8 protein-coding genes, 3 rRNA genes and 1 pseudogene are annotated in these 17,770 nt (G+C 59.1%); all 12 read right to left on the bottom strand.

What is annotated here, in order from left to right:
• Window positions 1-88: 88 nt before the first annotated feature.
• Window positions 89-205: ribosomal RNA gene (gene rrf, locus BN1724_RS12400) — 5S ribosomal RNA — on the bottom strand.
• 113 nt (window positions 206-318) lie between these two features.
• A 23S ribosomal RNA gene (locus tag BN1724_RS12395) occupies window positions 319-3,382 on the bottom strand.
• Between the two features lie 362 nt (window positions 3,383-3,744).
• Window positions 3,745-5,262, bottom strand: a 16S ribosomal RNA gene (locus BN1724_RS12390).
• Together the 16S, 23S and 5S rRNA genes form the textbook arrangement of a ribosomal RNA operon.
• Window positions 5,263-6,151: 889 nt before the next feature.
• Window positions 6,152-7,411 carry a tyrosine--tRNA ligase gene (gene tyrS, locus BN1724_RS12385; RefSeq protein ID WP_058235607.1) on the bottom strand — a complete coding sequence of 420 codons (1,260 nt, stop codon included), beginning with the start codon at window positions 7,409-7,411 and terminating at the stop codon, window positions 6,152-6,154.
• A gap of 116 nt (window positions 7,412-7,527) precedes the next feature.
• Window positions 7,528-9,105: an argininosuccinate lyase gene (gene argH, locus BN1724_RS12380; RefSeq protein ID WP_231928254.1), complete on the bottom strand. Its 1,578-nt coding sequence runs from the start codon at window positions 9,103-9,105 to the stop codon at window positions 7,528-7,530.
• Window positions 9,106-9,110: 5 nt separating this feature from the next.
• Window positions 9,111-10,367, bottom strand: coding sequence for an argininosuccinate synthase (locus BN1724_RS12375; RefSeq protein WP_058235606.1), 1,257 nt, complete (start codon window positions 10,365-10,367; stop codon window positions 9,111-9,113).
• A 439-nt stretch (window positions 10,368-10,806) separates the two neighbouring features.
• A pseudogene (locus tag BN1724_RS12370) lies at window positions 10,807-11,313 on the bottom strand (arginine repressor); the annotation flags it as partial.
• Between the two features lie 228 nt (window positions 11,314-11,541).
• Window positions 11,542-12,801 (bottom strand): acetylornithine transaminase, encoded by a 1,260-nt coding sequence (locus tag BN1724_RS12365; protein WP_084253181.1) that lies wholly within the window; start codon window positions 12,799-12,801, stop codon window positions 11,542-11,544.
• 118 nt (window positions 12,802-12,919) lie between these two features.
• Window positions 12,920-13,948 (bottom strand): acetylglutamate kinase, encoded by a 1,029-nt coding sequence (gene argB / locus BN1724_RS12360; protein ID WP_084253050.1) that lies wholly within the window; start codon window positions 13,946-13,948, stop codon window positions 12,920-12,922.
• On the bottom strand, window positions 13,945-15,114 hold the full coding sequence (gene argJ / locus BN1724_RS12355; RefSeq protein ID WP_058235605.1) for a bifunctional glutamate N-acetyltransferase/amino-acid acetyltransferase ArgJ: 1,170 nt from the start codon (window positions 15,112-15,114) through the stop codon (window positions 13,945-13,947). The genes argB and argJ overlap by 4 nt, the downstream gene beginning before the upstream one ends.
• Window positions 15,115-15,133: 19 nt before the next feature.
• Window positions 15,134-16,198, bottom strand: a complete 1,065-nt coding sequence (gene argC, locus BN1724_RS12350; RefSeq protein WP_058235604.1) for an N-acetyl-gamma-glutamyl-phosphate reductase — start codon at window positions 16,196-16,198, stop codon at window positions 15,134-15,136.
• 286 nt (window positions 16,199-16,484) lie between these two features.
• Window positions 16,485-17,495 carry an EndoS/ChiA family endoglycosidase gene (locus BN1724_RS12345; RefSeq protein ID WP_058235603.1) on the bottom strand — a complete coding sequence of 337 codons (1,011 nt, stop codon included), beginning with the start codon at window positions 17,493-17,495 and terminating at the stop codon, window positions 16,485-16,487.
• Between the last annotated feature and the right edge of the window lie 275 nt (window positions 17,496-17,770).

Here is a 17,770-nt window from a genome sequence, read left to right as displayed (position 1 = left end):
CCCCCACACCCCACACAAAAAGAAAAGGAGCATGAAGCACAAAACCCTCTCCAGGATCCCACACCCCACACCCCTCCCCAAAAAAGAAGTCCGGCGGCTACCTACTCTCCCACACCCTCCCGAGTGCAGTACCATCGGCGCAATCAGGCTTAGCTACCGGGTTCGGAATGGAACCGGGCGTTTCCCCAACGCTATGACCGCCGTAACACTATACACAACCACACCCCACCACCAACCCACAGGCCAGCAACCAGGAAGTGCAATCCAAGAACCACACAGCAGACGCGAACACACAACAACCACACAACACCAAGAAAAGCTCATAAGCCATCGGCCCATTAGTACCAGTCAGCTCCACACCTCACGATGCGTCCACACCTGGCCTATCAACCCAGTCATCTACTGGGAGCCTCCCACACAAAGTGCAAGGATATCTCATCTCGAAGCAGGCTTCCCGCTTAGATGCTTTCAGCGGTTATCCCTTCCCAACGTAGCCAACCAGCCATGCCCTTGGCAGAACAACTGGCACACCAGAGGTTAGTCCATCCCGGTCCTCTCGTACTAGGGACAGGCCTTCTCAAATATCCAACGCGCGCAGCGGATAGGGACCGAACTGTCTCACGACGTTCTAAACCCAGCTCGCGTACCGCTTTAATAGGCGAACAGCCTAACCCTTGGGACCTACTCCAGCCCCAGGATGCGACGAGCCGACATCGAGGTGCCAAACCATGCCGTCGATATGAGCTCTTGGGCAAGATCAGCCTGTTATCCCCGGGGTACCTTTTATCCGTTGAGCTACACCCATTCCACAATGAGGTGCAGGATCACTAGTTCCTACTTTCGTACCTGCTCGACACGTCCGTCTCACAGTCAAGCTCCCTTGTGCACTTACACTCAACACCTGATTGCCAACCAGGCTGAGGGAACCTTTGAGCGCCTCCGTTACTCTTTAGGAGGCAACCGCCCCAGTTAAACTACCCATCAGGCACTGTCCCTGATCCGGATCACGGACCGAGGTTAGGAATCCAGAACGACCAGAGTGGTATTTCAACAACGACTCCACACAAACTAGCGTCCATGCTTCTCAGTCTCCCACCTATCCTACACAAGCCGTACCGAACACCAATACCAAACTATAGTAAAGGTCCCGGGGTCTTTCCGTCCTGCTGCGCGTAACGAGCATCTTTACTCGTAATGCAATTTCGCCGAGTTCGCGGTTGAGACAGTGGAGAAGTCGTTACGCCATTCGTGCAGGTCGGAACTTACCCGACAAGGAATTTCGCTACCTTAGGATGGTTATAGTTACCACCGCCGTTTACTGGGGCTTAAATTCTCAGCTTCGACACCCAAAGGCATCTAACCGGTCCTCTTAACCTTCCAGCACCGGGCAGGCGTCAGTCCGTATACAGCGTCTTACGACTTCGCACGGACCTGTGTTTTTAGTAAACAGTCGCTTCTCCCTGGTCTCTGCGGCCCTCACAGCTCTCACTGATCGGGCCCCCCTTCTCCCGAAGTTACGGGGGCATTTTGCCGAGTTCCTTAACCACGATTCTCTCGAACGCCTCGGTATTCTCTACCTGATCACCTGAGTCGGTTTCGGGTACGGGCGGTCCCACTCGTCACGCCGGAGCTTTTCTCGGCAGTCCAGGATCACCCTCCTTCACCCCTACGGGCTCCTCATCACGCCTGACCCCATACGGCACCGCATTACCGGTGCGCGGGCTACACGCTTGAACGGGGACAACCATCGCCCCGCGGAAGCTACCTCTCTGCGTCACTCCACACGCTGACCTACTACACCATCGGTTCCCACGCTCACCCACCACCACACCCCGAAAGGCACAGTGAGGGCTCGGATGGTTAGCATCAAGCGCCTCGGTATGGGTCCTTATGAGACCGGTACGGGAATATCAACCCGTTGTCCATCGACTACGCCTGTCGGCCTCGCCTTAGGTCCCGACTTACCCAGGGCGGATTAACCTGGCCCTGGAACCCTTGATCAATCGGCGGACGGGTTTCTCACCCGTCTTTCGCTACTCATGCCTGCATTCTCACTCGTACGGTCTCCACCACTGGGTTACCCCGCAGCTTCACAGCCCGTACGACGCTCCCCTACCCACCCCACCACAACGGTGGAATGACACAGCTTCGGCGGTGTGCTTGAGCCCCGCTACATTGTCGGCGCAGAATCACTTGACCAGTGAGCTATTACGCACTCTTTCAAGGGTGGCTGCTTCTAAGCCAACCTCCTGGTTGTCTCAGCAACTCCACATCCTTTCCCACTTAGCACACGCTTAGGGGCCTTAGCTGATGTTCTGGGCTGTTTCCCTCTCGACGATGAAGCTTATCCCCCACCGTCTCACTGCTACGCTCTCACGTCCCGGCATTCGGAGTTTGGCTAAGGTCAGTAACCTGGTGGGGCCCATCGCCTATCCAGTGCTCTACCTCCGGAACGAAACACGTAACGCTGCACCTAAATGCATTTCGGGGAGAACCAGCTATCACGAAGTTTGATTGGCCTTTCACCCCTATCCACAGGTCATCCCCTCCATTTTCAACTGAAGTGGGTTCGGGCCTCCACGCGGTCTTACCCGCGCTTCACCCTGCCCATGGATAGATCACTTCGCTTCGGGTCTAGAGCCGGCGACTCCAACGCCCATTTAAGACTCGCTTTCGCTACGGCTACCCCACACGGGTTAACCTCGCCACCGACCACTAACTCGCAGGCTCATTCTTCAAAAGGCACGCCGTCACCCCACAAGGCTCCGACGGATTGTAAGCACACGGTTTCAGGTACTATTTCACTCCCCTCCCGGGGTACTTTTCACCTTTCCCTCACGGTACTAGTCCGCTATCGGTCATGAGGTAGTATTTAGGCTTACCAGGTGGTCCTGGCAGATTCACACCGGATTTCACGAGTCCGGTCCTACTTGGGAACAGCATCACGCCCACTTGCAGTTTCGTCTACGGGGGTCCCACCCTCTACGCCATCGCACTCACCACGACTTCGACTACCACAAGCACACACGTCGACGATCCGGCAGAACCATCCGACACGTCCCACAACCCCACACACGCAACCCCTGCCGGGTATCACACGCACATGGTTTAGCCTCTTCCGCGTTCGCTCGCCACTACTAACGGAATCACTATTGTTTTCTCTTCCTACGGGTACTGAGATGTTTCACTTCCCCGCGTTCCCTCCACACCATCTATATATTCAATGGCAGGTACCAGGCCATCACGCCTGGTGGGTTTCCCCATTCGGACATCCTCGGATCACAGGTCGGTTGTCACCTCCCCGAGGCTTATCGCAGACTCCTACGTCCTTCGTCGGCTCCTCATGCCCAGGCATCCACCGTGTGCCCTTGAAAACTTATGGCAACACTAAAAAATTGTATGACTGGCAAAACATTGCTTTACAAAGATGCTCGCGTCCACTATGTAGTTCTCAAACAACACTCCCACACCCACCACCACACCCACACCGGGGCCCAGCAGCAAGGGGGCACTACCAGAAGAAACCCACCACCCACACCGGGGCGGCACGTGCTCCCTCAAAACCCAATAGTGTGCTTCCACCTGAACCAGACGCTCCCCACCACCTTTCCCCACCATTCACACAGCAGTACTCAGCACCAGAAAACACCCAGCAAGCGCCCATTCATTGATGTTCCACCCATGAGCAACCCCGCCTGCCACAGACGGACAGGAACGAGGCCACCAAACGGTGACGCTCCTTAGAAAGGAGGTGATCCAGCCGCACCTTCCGGTACGGCTACCTTGTTACGACTTAGTCCCAATCACCGATCCCACCTTCGACAGCTCCCCCCACACGGGATGGGCCACTGGCTTCGGGTGTTACCGACTTTCGTGACTTGACGGGCGGTGTGTACAAGGCCCGGGAACGTATTCACCGCAGCATTGCTGATCTGCGATTACTAGCGACTCCGACTTCATGGGGTCGAGTTGCAGACCCCAATCCGAACTGAGACCGGCTTTTTGGGATTCGCTCCACCTCACAGTATCGCAACCCTTTGTACCGGCCATTGTAGCATGCGTGAAGCCCAAGACATAAGGGGCATGATGATTTGACGTCGTCCCCACCTTCCTCCGAGTTGACCCCGGCAGTCTCCCATGAGTCCCCACCCGAAGTGCTGGCAACATGGAACGAGGGTTGCGCTCGTTGCGGGACTTAACCCAACATCTCACGACACGAGCTGACGACAACCATGCACCACCTGTACACCAGTCCAAAGAACACCACATCTCTGCAGTCATCCGGTGTATGTCAAGCCTTGGTAAGGTTCTTCGCGTTGCATCGAATTAATCCGCATGCTCCGCCGCTTGTGCGGGCCCCCGTCAATTCCTTTGAGTTTTAGCCTTGCGACCGTACTCCCCAGGCGGGGCACTTAATGCGTTAGCTACGGCGCGGAAACCGTGGAATGGTCCCCACACCTAGTGCCCAACGTTTACGGCATGGACTACCAGGGTATCTAATCCTGTTCGCTCCCCATGCTTTCGCTTCTCAGCGTCAGTAATGGCCCAGAGACCTGCCTTCGCCATCGGTGTTCCTCCTGATATCTGCGCATTTCACCGCTACACCAGGAATTCCAGTCTCCCCTACCACACTCTAGCCTGCCCGTACCCACCGCACGTCCAGAGTTAAGCCCTGGATTTTCACGGCAGACGCGACAAGCCACCTACAAGCTCTTTACGCCCAATAATTCCGGACAACGCTTGCGCCCTACGTATTACCGCGGCTGCTGGCACGTAGTTAGCCGGCGCTTCTTCTGCAGGTACCGTCACTTTCGCTTCTTCCCTACTGAAAGAGGTTTACAACCCGAAGGCCGTCATCCCTCACGCGGCGTCGCTGCATCAGGCTTGCGCCCATTGTGCAATATTCCCCACTGCTGCCTCCCGTAGGAGTCTGGGCCGTGTCTCAGTCCCAGTGTGGCCGGTCGCCCTCTCAGGCCGGCTACCCGTCATCGCCTTGGTGAGCCATTACCTCACCAACAAACTGATAGGCCGCGAGTCCATCCCCCACCGAAAAACTTTCCACCCCACACCATGCGGCATGAAGTCATATCCGGTATTAGCCCCGATTTCCCGAGGTTATCCCAGAGTAGGGGGCAGGTTACTCACGTGTTACTCACCCGTTCGCCACTAATCCACCCAGCAAGCTAGGCTTCATCGTTCGACTTGCATGTGTTAAGCACGCCGCCAGCGTTCGTCCTGAGCCAGGATCAAACTCTCCATCAAAAAATGAAAACAATCCCGGCAGACAACAAACAACTAGCATCTAGCTGTCCATTAAAAAATGATGTTGACTACCAACAAAAATATTCGGCATCAACAAACAAGCACACTATTGAGATCTCAAACAACACGCGCACATCGAGAAGAGCTCCGAATCTCGAAGCCCTCATCAAGGCTAATGGTTGTGCCGTCCGGATGGTTTTTCACCCTCCGTCCGACTCTTTGTCGGCCCGGCACGAGAATCTACTCTAGCAGATCCTCGCGGCTCTTGCCAACTCCGCTCGATTCATGCTCCGAAAGCTTCGAGTCGTCACGCGATCGTGAAGCTATTCGGTCTGGGGACCGAGCAGACGGTTCATTCTCGAAAGAATGTCCCGGTCAATCCTTCCAGGAGACGCAATCTTACCCCAGGATCCTCATCAAGTGAATCTCCGTGGAGGCTTTTCGCATCTCCTGTCCGGCTGACGAGGAACTACATTACGCATCCCGGCAGGGGTCGTCAAATGGCTCCAGCAGTCCGCAACTTCAGCCCGTCCCGCCTCCCAAATTCATCAACAGTGCAGGTCAGCGGCATATAACTGGACCTGGGCAGGTGAACTCAACCCACATATCTGCGATGCTTGTCGGCAGGGTCACATGAGCTGGACCCTCGTCACACTTTTCGCTCAATCTTTTAAAACCGCAGGTCAAACGCATTTAGCGGGTCCTATCTAGGAGCGCAGGTTTTCGTCGTGGATTCGCAAAGCTCAGCCTGCCTGCGGTCGCGATCACAAAAAAGGCGGTGGAGATGCCCTAAGACATCTCCACCGCCACATGCTGACTCCCGATCGTCGATCATTGCCGAGCTATTCAAAGCCACCGACCGCAACGCATCGGAAACGCTCAAGCCAGATCATCCACCGACCTTAAGCATCGCCATGTTCTTCTTACCTCGGCGAAGCAGAACATAACCTCCCGGCAACAGATCCTCCGACACCAGGGGGCGCTCAACATCCTCAAGCGTCACGCCATTGATCGACAGTCCACGCTCGGCCACCGCGCGACGAGCCGCTCCCTTCGATGCCACCAAGCCAGTCGCGACAAAAGAATCCACCAGAGCCGTACCCACGGCAGCATCGACACTTGGAATCTCCTGAGCAATAGAGCCAAGTGTGCTCTCGCCTAGTTCACGGACATCACCGCGACCGAACAGCACCTGGCTAGCCTTTTTCGCCTGGTCCAAAGCTTCTGCTCCATGCACATACGCGGTGAGGTCATCGGCCAAGGCCCTCTGCGCCTCCCGAGCATGGGGGGCCTCATCGACACGACGAGCCAGCGCGTCGATCTCCTCCCGCCCACGGAAGGTGAAGAACTTCAGGTAGTTCACAACGTCGCGGTCATCAGCTCCGAGCCAGAACTGATAGAAGGCATAGGGCGAGGTCAGCTGCGGATCCAGCCACACCGCGTCACCTTCAGATTTACTGAACTTGGTGCCATCCGCTTTCGTCACCAGCGGGGTCGTGAGCGCGTGGACTTCAGCTCCCTCCACCCGTCGGATCAGCTCCACACCAGCCACAAGGTTGCCCCACTGGTCGTTACCTCCGGACTGCAACTGAACCCCATACCGGCGATACAGCTCCAAGTAATCGACAGCCTGAAGAATCTGATAGCTGAACTCGGTGTAGCTCAGACCCTCCCCGTTCAATCGACTCGCCACCGTTTCCTTGCTGAGCATGGTGCCCATGCGGAAGTTCTTGCCGATATCGCGGAGTAGTTCGAGCGCGCCCATCTGACCAACCCATTCAAGATTGTTGACCACACGCAGACCGCACTCCCCGTCGCCGTCGAGCAGCGGCATGATCTGGGCCTGGAGAGCCTCCACCCAGCTTTGGACAACCTCCGGCGGGTTCATCACGCGTTCGCCAGACATCCGCGGATCGCCGATCAAACCGGTCGCTCCACCCACCACGGCAATGGGCCGATGACCCGCCCGCTGGAAGCGGCGCATCATGATGATCTGGGTAAGGTGACCAACGTGCAACGACGACGCAGTCGGATCGAACCCGCAATACACCGAGCTGCTCCCCTGGGACAGATACCGCGCCAGCGCCTCAGCGCCGGTGGTCTGGACGAGAAGTCCCCGCCAGCTCAGATCATCCAGGATGCTGCTCATGATGTTCTCCCACTTTCGTCATGGGCCCTCAAAAATGGCTTAGTGCCCAATTCTTGTGCCAACCACAATTGTGCCGAGTCTGCCGTCAATTGACGAATTAGATTGGAAGGCCGTGCTCACGGCTCTGCTTGACCGGTAAATAGCCGCAGGTCAGAGACCTTGTCGCCGAGAGCCAGGGCTTGTTCAGCAACTCTGTCCGGCGCAGTTCCGCCTTTACTGTCGCGGGAGGCGAGCGAACCTTGCACGGTCAGCACATCGCGCACCCGCGCATCCAACGCCGGAGAGATCGCAGCAAATTCAGCATCGGTCAGGTCAGCGAGTTCTTTGTGCTGTTCTTCGGCTAGCCGTACGCACGCCCCCGCAATCTCGTGAGCCGAGCGGAATGGCACCCCCGTGCGCACCAGATACTCGGCAATGTCGGTGGCCAAAGAGAAACCCTGCGGAGCAAGCTGTTCCATCCGGTCCGTCTCAAAACGACAGGTGGCCACCATTCCAGTGAAAGCCGGGAGCAAAAGGTTCAGACTGTCGACCTGGTCGAAAATCGGTTCCTTATCCTCTTGCAGATCACGGTTATAAGCCAACGGCATTGCCTTCAGCGTCGCCAAGAGTCCAGTCAGATCCCCGATTAGCCGACCAGCTTTACCCCGAGTGAGCTCGGCGATGTCCGGATTCTTCTTCTGCGGCATGATCGAACTGCCGGTGGAATAGGAGTCGTCAAGCGTGACGTAGCCGAATTCCTTGGTATTCCACAGAATGATTTCCTCCGCGAATCGGGATAGATCTACCGCCAGCATGGCGCAGTTAAAGGCGAACTCGGCCGTCACATCGCGCGAGGCTGTGCCGTCAATTGAGTTCCACACGCTGCTAGCAAAGCCGAGCTCCTCAGCAACCGCCTCTGGGTCAAGGCCCAACGATGATCCGGCGAGCGCACCCGACCCGTATGGGCTTACACTCGCCCGGGCGTCGAGGTCGCGCAGACGCTCAACATCGCGCACCAACGGCCAGGCGTGCGCTAAGAGGTGGTGAGACAACAGCACCGGCTGAGCATGCTGAAGATGGGTGCGACCCGGCATGGCGACCCCGTGCACCGCGTCTGCTTTAGCTCGCAGAACCTCCACCAGATCGAGCACCTGTGCCCCCAGGAACCGGGCCTGATCCCGGATGTACATGCGGATCAAGGTAGCCACCTGGTCATTGCGGGATCTACCGGCCCGCAGCTTACCGCCGAGTTCAGCACCCACTCGTTCAATCAAGCCGCGCTCGAGGGCCGTGTGCACGTCCTCATCGTCTGGCGACGGGCTAAATGCTCCTATGGCCACGTCCTCGCTGAGCACCTGGAGCGCTCTGAGCATCATGTCCAGCTCCGAGTCTGTAAGTAGGCCCGCGCGGTGAAGAACTTTCGCGTGGGCTTTGGAGCCGCGAATGTCGTATTGGGCTAGGCGCCAATCGAAGTGGGTGGACACAGAGAGGTCAGCTAACGCGGAGGCTGGTCCCGAACCGAAGCGCCCGCCCCACAGGCTGAGGCGTTGCTTCGCCCCGACCACCTCGCAGGTGGAGGCACCGCTGCCGGAGGCACCATGGTCAGGCGCACCGCAATCGGAGGTAGCGCGACCAACCGCACCGCAATCGGAGGTGCCGCGCGCCGAAACACTCGGCCCCTGCTGTTCATCTGCGCTCATGCCATCTGTGCTCATTGTGCTCACGCCTTAGCCCCCGCTCCGCTCCGGCCGGTACGGGTCTCAGTTCCGAGGTGCCCCCGGCCGAAGGCCACATCGCGAGCTGCTGCCTGTTTGGCGGCGAGCCCGTAGATATCGATAAATCCACGCGCCTGTGACTGGTCGAAGGTATCTCCTTCGTCGTACGTGGCAAGGTTGAAGTCGTACAGTCCGGTTTCGGTGCGCCGCCCCGTCACCGTGGCACGCCCACCGTGAAGCGACATCCGAATATCTCCCGACACATACATTTGGGTGTCCTCAATGAACGCGTCGAGGGACCGCTTCAACGGACTAAACCACTGGCCGTCGTAAACCAGTTCCGTCCACCGGTCAGAGACATTGCGCTTAAAACGCCACTGCTCCCGTTCCAGCGTGACCCTCTCCAGCTCCTGGTGAGCTGCAATCAGGGTCATCGCTCCGGGTGCCTCATACACCTCACGCGACTTAATACCGACTAAACGGTCCTCCACGATATCGATCCGCCCGATTCCCTGTGCCCCGGCGCGCCGGTTGAGAGTCTGGATCGCTTGCAACGGTGTGACAGCTTCCCCGTCGATAGCGACCGGAACACCCTGGTGGAAGGTGAGGATAAGTTCATCGGCGACAGGCGGAAAGGCCGGGTCGTCGGTGTAGGAATAGACGTCTTTGGTGGGCTCATTCCAAATATCTTCGAGATACCCAGTTTCAATAGCCCGCCCCCACACATTCTGATCAATCGAGAACGGGTTGTGTTTGGTGGTCGCGATCGGAAGGTTTTTGCGTTCTGCGTACTCAATCGCGCGGTCCCGGGTCAACGCCAGGTCACGCACCGGCGCGATGCATTTCAGATCGGGCGCGAGCGAGGTAATTGAGACTTCAAATCGTACCTGGTCATTGCCTTTACCGGTGCACCCATGCGCCACGGTGCTGGCGCCATGCTGCCGGGCTGCTCGCACCAGATGCTTGGTGATCACAGGGCGCGAAAGTGCGGAGACCACCGGATAAGCGTCCATGTACAGAGCGTTCGCCTTGAGCGCAGGCATGCAGTATTCAGTGGCGAACTCCTCCCGGGCGTCTGCCACGTAGGCTTCGACTGCCCCGCAGTCCAGAGCGCGCTGGCGAATGACATCGAGGTCTTCGCCGCCTTGCCCAACGTCGACGGCGCAAGCAATAACTTCTGCGCCGGTGGCGTCGGCGATCCAACCAATAGCTACTGAGGTATCAAGCCCTCCGGAATATGCCAGGACAATGCGTTCGGTCACGGTGACTCCTTTAATGAAGAATTGTGGACGCTAACAACCCTGGGAATGCATCGTCGCAGGTAAGAGCGCGGCGTCTATGAGGATGGAAATAGAAATCGGATACGAACAGGGAAAGGAAACAAAAAGCACATGAAGGGATCGCGGAATAGGAAATAGGAAGCGACGGTGCTGTATGAGAAATAGCCGAGCGCTCTGCCCATGGACGCAGACCAGCGGTGAATACGATGGTGAGTGGTCACCGTGTCTAAATGTCCGCCATGAAGGCTGGGGCAGAGCTTTACACTCGTCGTCGGCCGGCCGGCTGCCGGGCGGGGTCTGCCGCTTCCAGCTGCTTGCTGAGGACCGGACGCTCTTGTGGAGCGTAACTGTCATCGAAGGTCTTATCGCCACGCGGTTCGTCGTGACCGCTGCATTGCCCCCCATTGTGGCGGTCACATTCTGCTCCCTGGGCGAGCGCCATCAAACGGCTAGCCAGCTCCTGTCCCCCGTCAGGAGCTTTAGTGATTGCCAAAATGGTGTCGTCACCGGCGATAGTACCGAGGACCCCGGGAAGCACCGAGTGATCCAGGGCGGAGGCGAGGAACTGCGCTGCACCGGGCGGAGTGCGGAGCACCACCAAATTGCCGCTAGCCTCAGCGCTCACCAACAGCTCTTCGCAGAGCCGGGAGAGACGTGCAGCGAGGTGCTCCACCTGGGAAAATCCGGAGCGACCCACCGATCTCTCGCCACCCTCCGGTGGCACGGTGTACACCAATGTTCCCGATGAACCTCTGACTTTTTCGGCCTGAAGTTCGACCAGGTCGCGGGATAGCGTGGCTTGGGTGACGTTCAGTCCGTCGGCGGCCAGCAGAGCGGCAAGCGCCGATTGGGACGCAACTTCCTGACGGGTAAGCAGCTCGACAATGCGTCGTTGACGCGAGATCTTGGAATTCACGAGTGAACTCACGGCTGCTTCCCTTCCCTGAACGTGTGAAGCTGAAGGCGCTACCTGCGTATTCACGAGCACAGCCTCCAATATTTAGAATATACACCCGAACGCATAATGATGCGAATAGGGGTTGGGTAGAGGCGCCACACGTATGGACCCATCACCCGTCCACTCCTCGGTCAATGGCTGCACACGGCAGAGCGCGAGGCGACGTGCCCATACCTTTGGCCCGCACTACTACCATGCTCATGAGCCTGCGGCCCGGGTGCTCGCAGCAACCTCATGAAGCACCTCAACCTCATGAAGGACCTGACCGAACCGCCCGATGAACTCATCCACGTCAGCATCTGTGAGCACATACGCCGGAGCGAGCCGAATCGTCGTGGGATTCGGGGCGTTGACCACCACCCCTTTATCCAGCAACGCCGCCGCGACGGCTTGCGCAACCGGCGTGGTCAGCCCAATGCCCAGCAAAAGCCCACGCCCCCGCACATCGTCGAGCAACGGATGCTCCAGATCACGAATACCGCGAGTAAGACGCTGCCCCCGTTCCCGCACCTGAGCGAGCAAACCATCCCGCCGAATGGTGTCGATCACGGCGAGCGCAGCAGCCGCAGCGAGCGGATTGCCCCCGAACGTGGTGCCATGCTGGCCCGGACTGAGGAGGCCTTTAACCGCCGTCCCAAAGGCAATCACCGCGCCGATCGGAAACCCACCCCCGAGCCCTTTAGCCAGCGTCATAATGTCGGGGGTAATCCTCGCGGACGAATGAGCAAACCACTCGCCACTGCGTCCCATCCCGGTCTGGATTTCGTCGACGATCAACAAGGTGCCGTACCGAGAGGTGAGGTCGCGAGCAGCGCGCAGATACTCATCACTCAGCGGACGCACTCCTGCTTCCCCCTGAATGGGCTCCACCATGAAGGCAGCGACGTTCCCACCGCGAAGTTCCCGCTCTAGCGTATCGACGTCGCCAGGCTCAACAAAGACGACATCACCCGGCAACGGCTCAAACGGAGCCCGATACCCCGGGTTATGAGTCAGGGCAAGAGCACCCATCGTGCGCCCGTGAAAAGACCCGGTCAGCGCCACCATCCGGGAGCGACCGGTGCGCCGAGCCATCTTAAACGCCGCCTCATTAGCTTCAGTCCCGGAGTTACATAGGAACACCCCAGAGTCAGCAGGAGCCTGCGCCAGGTCAAGTAAGGTCTCCGCAAGCTCAATGTGCAGAACACTGGTGAAGAAGTTAGAGATGTGCCCGAGCGTTTCGGCCTGCGCCGTCAATGCGGACACAAATGCGGGATGCGCATGCCCAAGACAGTTCACAGCGATACCGCCGAGCAGGTCCAGGTATCGCGCTCCGTCCTCGTCCCATAGATAACAACCCTGTCCCTTGACTAGAACCCGCTGCGGGGTTCCGAACACGCCCAGCAGAGAACGCTGATAGCGTGCGCGCAGCGACAGCTCAGCATCTCCATCGCCAGGCATCCGAGCGCTCACCTGCATATTCGCTTCCTGTTCGGGCCCAGTGTGGTGGTCGGTCATCGCGTCACCAGGCATCGTCGCGCCACCAGGCATCGTCGCGCCATCAGGCACAGTCATACCGTCAGGCATGGTCGCACTATCAGACATAATCGTCTCCTTTCACCATGGTGCCGATCCCATGCGATGTGAAAATTTCCAAAAGCACCGCATGCGGTATCCGTCCGTCAATCGCTGCGGCTGTACGCACACCCGATTCCACCGCGTTCAGCAGCGCGGTCATTTTGGGGATCATGCCCTCGGTGAGCGTCGGAAGCAGCGCTCGCAACTCGCTCACGGTAATCTCCGGGATCAACGATGACGGATCGGGCCACTTGGCATACAGCCCCTCCACGTCGGTCAGGATGAGAAGTTTTTCAGCCTGCAAAGCCTTCGCGAGCCCCGCAGCCGCGGTATCAGCGTTGACGTTGAGCACTGGGCCCTGGGGAACTCCACGCTCATCGACCTCCGGGGCAATAGAGGACACCACCGGAATCCGTCCGGCATCTAAAACGTCCATCAGCGCAGCGCAGTTAACATCCACCACCTCACCCACCAGGCCGATGTCCACCTCATCACCGTCGATCACGGCACCTGTCCGGCGAGCGCTCAGCAACTGCGCGTCTTCACCCGACATGCCGAGCGCATAGGGCCCGTGGGCATTAATCAACCCAACCAGCTCGCGGCCGACCTGCCCCATCAGCACCATTCGCACAATTTCCATGGTCTCGTCGGTGGTCACGCGCAGACCACCGCGGAACTGACTATCCAGGCCTACCCGCTTCAGCATGGAGGTAATCTGCGGACCTCCTCCATGGACGACCACCGGACGCAACCCCACCTGGCGCATAAACACCATGTCGGCGGCAAAGGCTCGTTTGAGATCGTCGTCAACCATGGCGTGGCCACCATATTTCACGACCACAATTGCCCCGGAATAACGCTGAATCCACGGCAAAGCCTCGAGCAGAACCTCGGATTTGATCCGGGCCTGTTCTCGGGTGTTATCCGGCAGCGCACGTGGGCGATCAGCAGCAGCCCGCCGCAGGGTGTCCTCATCTAAACCGCGTAGAGACTGTGAGCTTGGAGCCTGGGCGGACGATAGTGAGGTGGTGGGATGGTCATCAGTCATGAGGAATAGGCACTGTTCTCTTCGACGTACGCGTGGGTGAGATCGTTGGTCCAGATGTCCGCGCTGGCACAGCCGGCACCGAGATCGATGTCGATGTGGGTCTCGCGCAGGGTCATATCGACCAGGGAACGATCCCGATAGGCCGCTCCTCCCTGGCACACCTCAATGCCGTTTACAGCGACCGAGATAGCCGCCGGATCGTACGGCGCGATCTCTTCGGGCACACATCCAACCGCCGAGATAATGCGACCCCAGTTCGGGTCGTTACCGAAAATTGCGGCTTTCACCAGGTTTGACCGAGCGACTTCTCGTGCCACCGCCTCAGCCGCGGCCTCTGAGGACGCTGAGGTCACGCGTACTCTCACGTCGTGACTGGCGCCCTCCGCATCTGCAACCAGCGCACGAGCTAAAGCCGAACACACCGTGTGCAGGGCGGCCGCGAAGTCCTCTTCCTGAGGGACGACGCCCGACGACCCTGACGCCATCAAGATGACGGTGTCATTGGTGGACATGCAGGCGTCGGAATCAACTCGGTTAAATGTGGTGCGAACGGCACGGCGAAGCAAACGATCCGCAAGCTCGGCGTCGATCACCGCGTCGGTGGTCACAACCACCAGCATGGTGGCAAGCTGAGGAGCCAGCATGCCCGCTCCCTTAGCCATACCGCCGATGGTGATGCCGTCGGCGGTCTGCGCAACGACACTCTTATGCACCGTATCCGTGGTCATGATGGCCCGCGCCGCATCGTCGCCAGCCTGTTCGGTGGCCGATAGGGCAGCGACAGCCTGATCCAGCCCGTTCATCAAAGCGGACACGTCTAAGCGCTCTCCGATTAACCCGGTGGAGCAGACCAGAACGTCCTGGGCGGATAGTCCAAGTAAGTCAGCGGCTCGTTCGGCGGTGCGATGAGTGTCGAGGAAACCATCTGAGCCAGTGCAGGCATTGGCTCCGCCGGAGTTGAGGACGACAGCTCGGGCCCGGCGGTCGGCGACAGCTTCGCGCGACCACAGCACTGGGGCCGCCTGGATGCGGTTGCGGGTAAAGACCCCGACGGCAACATCGCTGGGGCCTTCGTTCACGACCAGGGCCAGGTCTGGGGCTGCATTTTTCTTCAGACCACACGATAGGCCTGCGGCGAGAAATCCTGGGGGGCTGGTGACACTCATGGGGGTAGGTTCCTTTCGCTCAGGGGGCAAGGCCCGCGCGCGGGAGGTGGCAGGTTTCGTCGAGTCCAAGCGCAAGGTGGATAGCTTGCAGGGCTTGACCGGCGGTCCCTTTCACCAGATTGTCGATTGCTGAGAGCACCGTGACGGTTCCACTGCGTTGATCACACACCAGGTTGAGCTGCGCGTTGTTACTTCCTTGCACCGCTTTGGTGGTTGGCCATATACCTGGTGGCAGCAGATGCACGAACGGTTCGTCGGCGTAGGCCTCATGCATCAGCTCCCGCAGGTCTGCCTCTCGGTAGCCGTCGATCAGCTGTGCGGTCACGGTCGCTAGGATTCCGCGGGACATCGGGACCAGGATGGGGGTCATGGTGATGTGGGCGTCATGGGCTCCCGCACACGCAAGGTTTTGGAGAATCTCCGGGATGTGGCGGTGGGTGCCGCCCACGGCATACGGGGTGGCTCCGCCCAGCCCCTCGGCTGCGAGGAGGTGGTCAGCGGCTTTCTTGCCCGCGCCGGAGTAACCCACGGCTAGGGCGGCCACCAGGTGTTGGGGGTCGATGGCCTGAGCCCTAACCAACGGGGCGAGCGCGAGGGTGAGAGCGGTGACATTGCAGCCAGGCACGGCGATACTGCGTGCTCCGCGTAGCAGATCACGCTGCCGGGTTCCATCGTGATGGATCAGTTCAGGCAGTCCGTAGGGGAAGGTTCCCGCATGCTCGGTGCCGTAATAGCGTCGCCACTGGTCGGCGTCGCGCAGACGGAAGTCCGCTCCACAGTCCACGATCAGTGCGTGGCTTTCGCGTTGGCGAAGGTCTTGGATGATCGGCGCGGAAGCCCCGTGTGGCAGTGCGAGCACGATCACGTCGAGCTCGGCGAGCCGGTCGGTGTGTAACGGTTCAAGGATGCGCTCACCCCAGGGCGCGAGGTGGGGGTGGACCGCGGCCAGGTTTTGCCCGGCTCGTGAATGCGCGATCAATGCATCGAGGTGGAAGTGGGGATGCCCGAGCAGCAGTCTGAGCACCTCTCCGCCCGCATAGCCGGACGCCCCGACCACGCCGATGGTGTATTTATTTTCATTCACTCGCAAGAGTATACAGACGATGCAGGGCGGTTGACCGAGGTGTTCACTCCTCGGTCAACCGCCCTAATATGAGCACCCTGCCCGCTCGACGCCTGCGCGGGGCGCGCCGACCTATCGCCGTCTACCTGGCCCCGGCCGCTGCGGGCCGATCTGACACCGCCATCCAATCAACCCAAACCGACCTAACGCCAACTCGGGCCAATCTGACACCACCGCCCAGCCAACCCGAGCCGATCTAACGCCGCCGCGGGGCGATCCGGGCCACTGCGAGGGGATCCAAGGCCGCCTAGCGAGCAGCGACCATGCGCTCCTTCAGCTTCTTTGACCACGGATAGGTGGTGTGGCGCAGGGTGTTGTCACCCTCAGCGATGCCGTCACGATCGAGCGCATAGGAGAAAATGCCCGCCTTCTTCAGGCCCGTCGGTTGCCAGGAGGCATACTTCGCGGCTCGGCTCGTCTCAAACGGAAGCGTGACATCATTCCACCGCGTGCCGTTTTCTTCGTAGTAAGAGAAACCGATGAGGTACTTAGACGGCGCAATGCGCGGCGCATAGGTCTCCCATGTCCCTTGCAGCGAGGACACCGACCGTCCATATGACTGCACCAAGACATAGTCATAGAGCGAGGCCGTCTGCGAGAACAGGGGCTCCGTGCCATCACGGTTCGTGTCATAGAGCAGGAATTTGCCGGTACCCGACTTCGGGCCGAGATATTTAGACAAAGCCCCGAAGACTCCGGCAGCTTTATCGATCTGGGCGGTGGTGAGGTCCTGCTCCATATCGACGTCCAACCCGTCGAGACCGCTCTTAAGAACGATGGTTTCCATCAGGTGATCGGCCAGCGACTTGTGCCCGGAGTCGGTGTTGGCGAACTTGTCATCCAGCAGGGCTTTAATGCCGGTGGTCTGCACAACCTTGGTTCCGCGACCGTGCAATGTCGGCACGTAGGTGTCTTTCAGTGTCGGCCAGAAAGCACTGTTGTCAGGGGTGCCGTCCGGGAACACCAGCGCAACGTCGATGGCAGCGGGAATTTCTCCGATGCGGTTAGGCATATCCGGGTTGGTCGCTTTGTCTTCCCAGGTGCGGAAATAGCCCATGTTCAGAGTGCTTGCAGCCGCGGCGTTCGCGGGACTGGCGGCAGCCGCACGCAGCTCAGCATTGGCGGGGCGAGTGGGGCGCGGGGTTGCGATGGCGAGACCAGCCCCGGCCATCGCCGCGGCAATCGCCCCGGATGCACCGGCGATCAACGCTCTGCGAGAGGGGCGGAAATGCGAGGATTCAGACGTGGACGGGCTCATAGCCACAAGCTCCTTTGCTACAGCGGGATCAGCAATAAATGACGATGGTCACAGTAGCATCACGGTAGACATCAGACCACCCATGTCCAACCCCATGAGACATATGTGGACCGAACCGCGAGAATTTTTCTACACAGTCGCCTGACCTCGGACATAGCGCCTAGCGAGCCATGGGTGCAGACAATCCGTGTCACAACCACCTTGAATATAGATCCGATGTTTCAATCTGGTCTCGGGTCGCCCGGTGGCGTAAGTCCCACCAACTGAAGCGCTAA

The sequence above is a fragment of the Devriesea agamarum genome (assembly GCF_900070355.1).
Taxonomy (GTDB): Bacteria; Actinomycetota; Actinomycetes; order Actinomycetales; family Dermabacteraceae; genus Devriesea; species Devriesea agamarum.
This window is presented reverse-complemented; position numbering and strand designations above follow the sequence as displayed.

Bases quoted from the DNA above. Each gene is read 5' to 3' on its own strand.
- tyrS (WP_058235607.1), bottom strand. From the start codon at position 7,411: ATGAGCAGCATCCTGGATGATCTGAGCTGGCGGGGACTTCTCGTCCAG.
- argH (WP_231928254.1), bottom strand. From the start codon at position 9,105: ATGAGCACAGATGGCATGAGCGCAGATGAACAGCAGGGGCCGAGTGTT.
- BN1724_RS12365 (WP_084253181.1), bottom strand. From the start codon at position 12,801: ATGCAGGTGAGCGCTCGGATGCCTGGCGATGGAGATGCTGAGCTGTCG.
- argB (WP_084253050.1), bottom strand. From the start codon at position 13,948: ATGACTGATGACCATCCCACCACCTCACTATCGTCCGCCCAGGCTCCA.
- argJ (WP_058235605.1), bottom strand. From the start codon at position 15,114: ATGAGTGTCACCAGCCCCCCAGGATTTCTCGCCGCAGGCCTATCGTGT.
- BN1724_RS12345 (WP_058235603.1), bottom strand. From the start codon at position 17,495: ATGAGCCCGTCCACGTCTGAATCCTCGCATTTCCGCCCCTCTCGCAGA.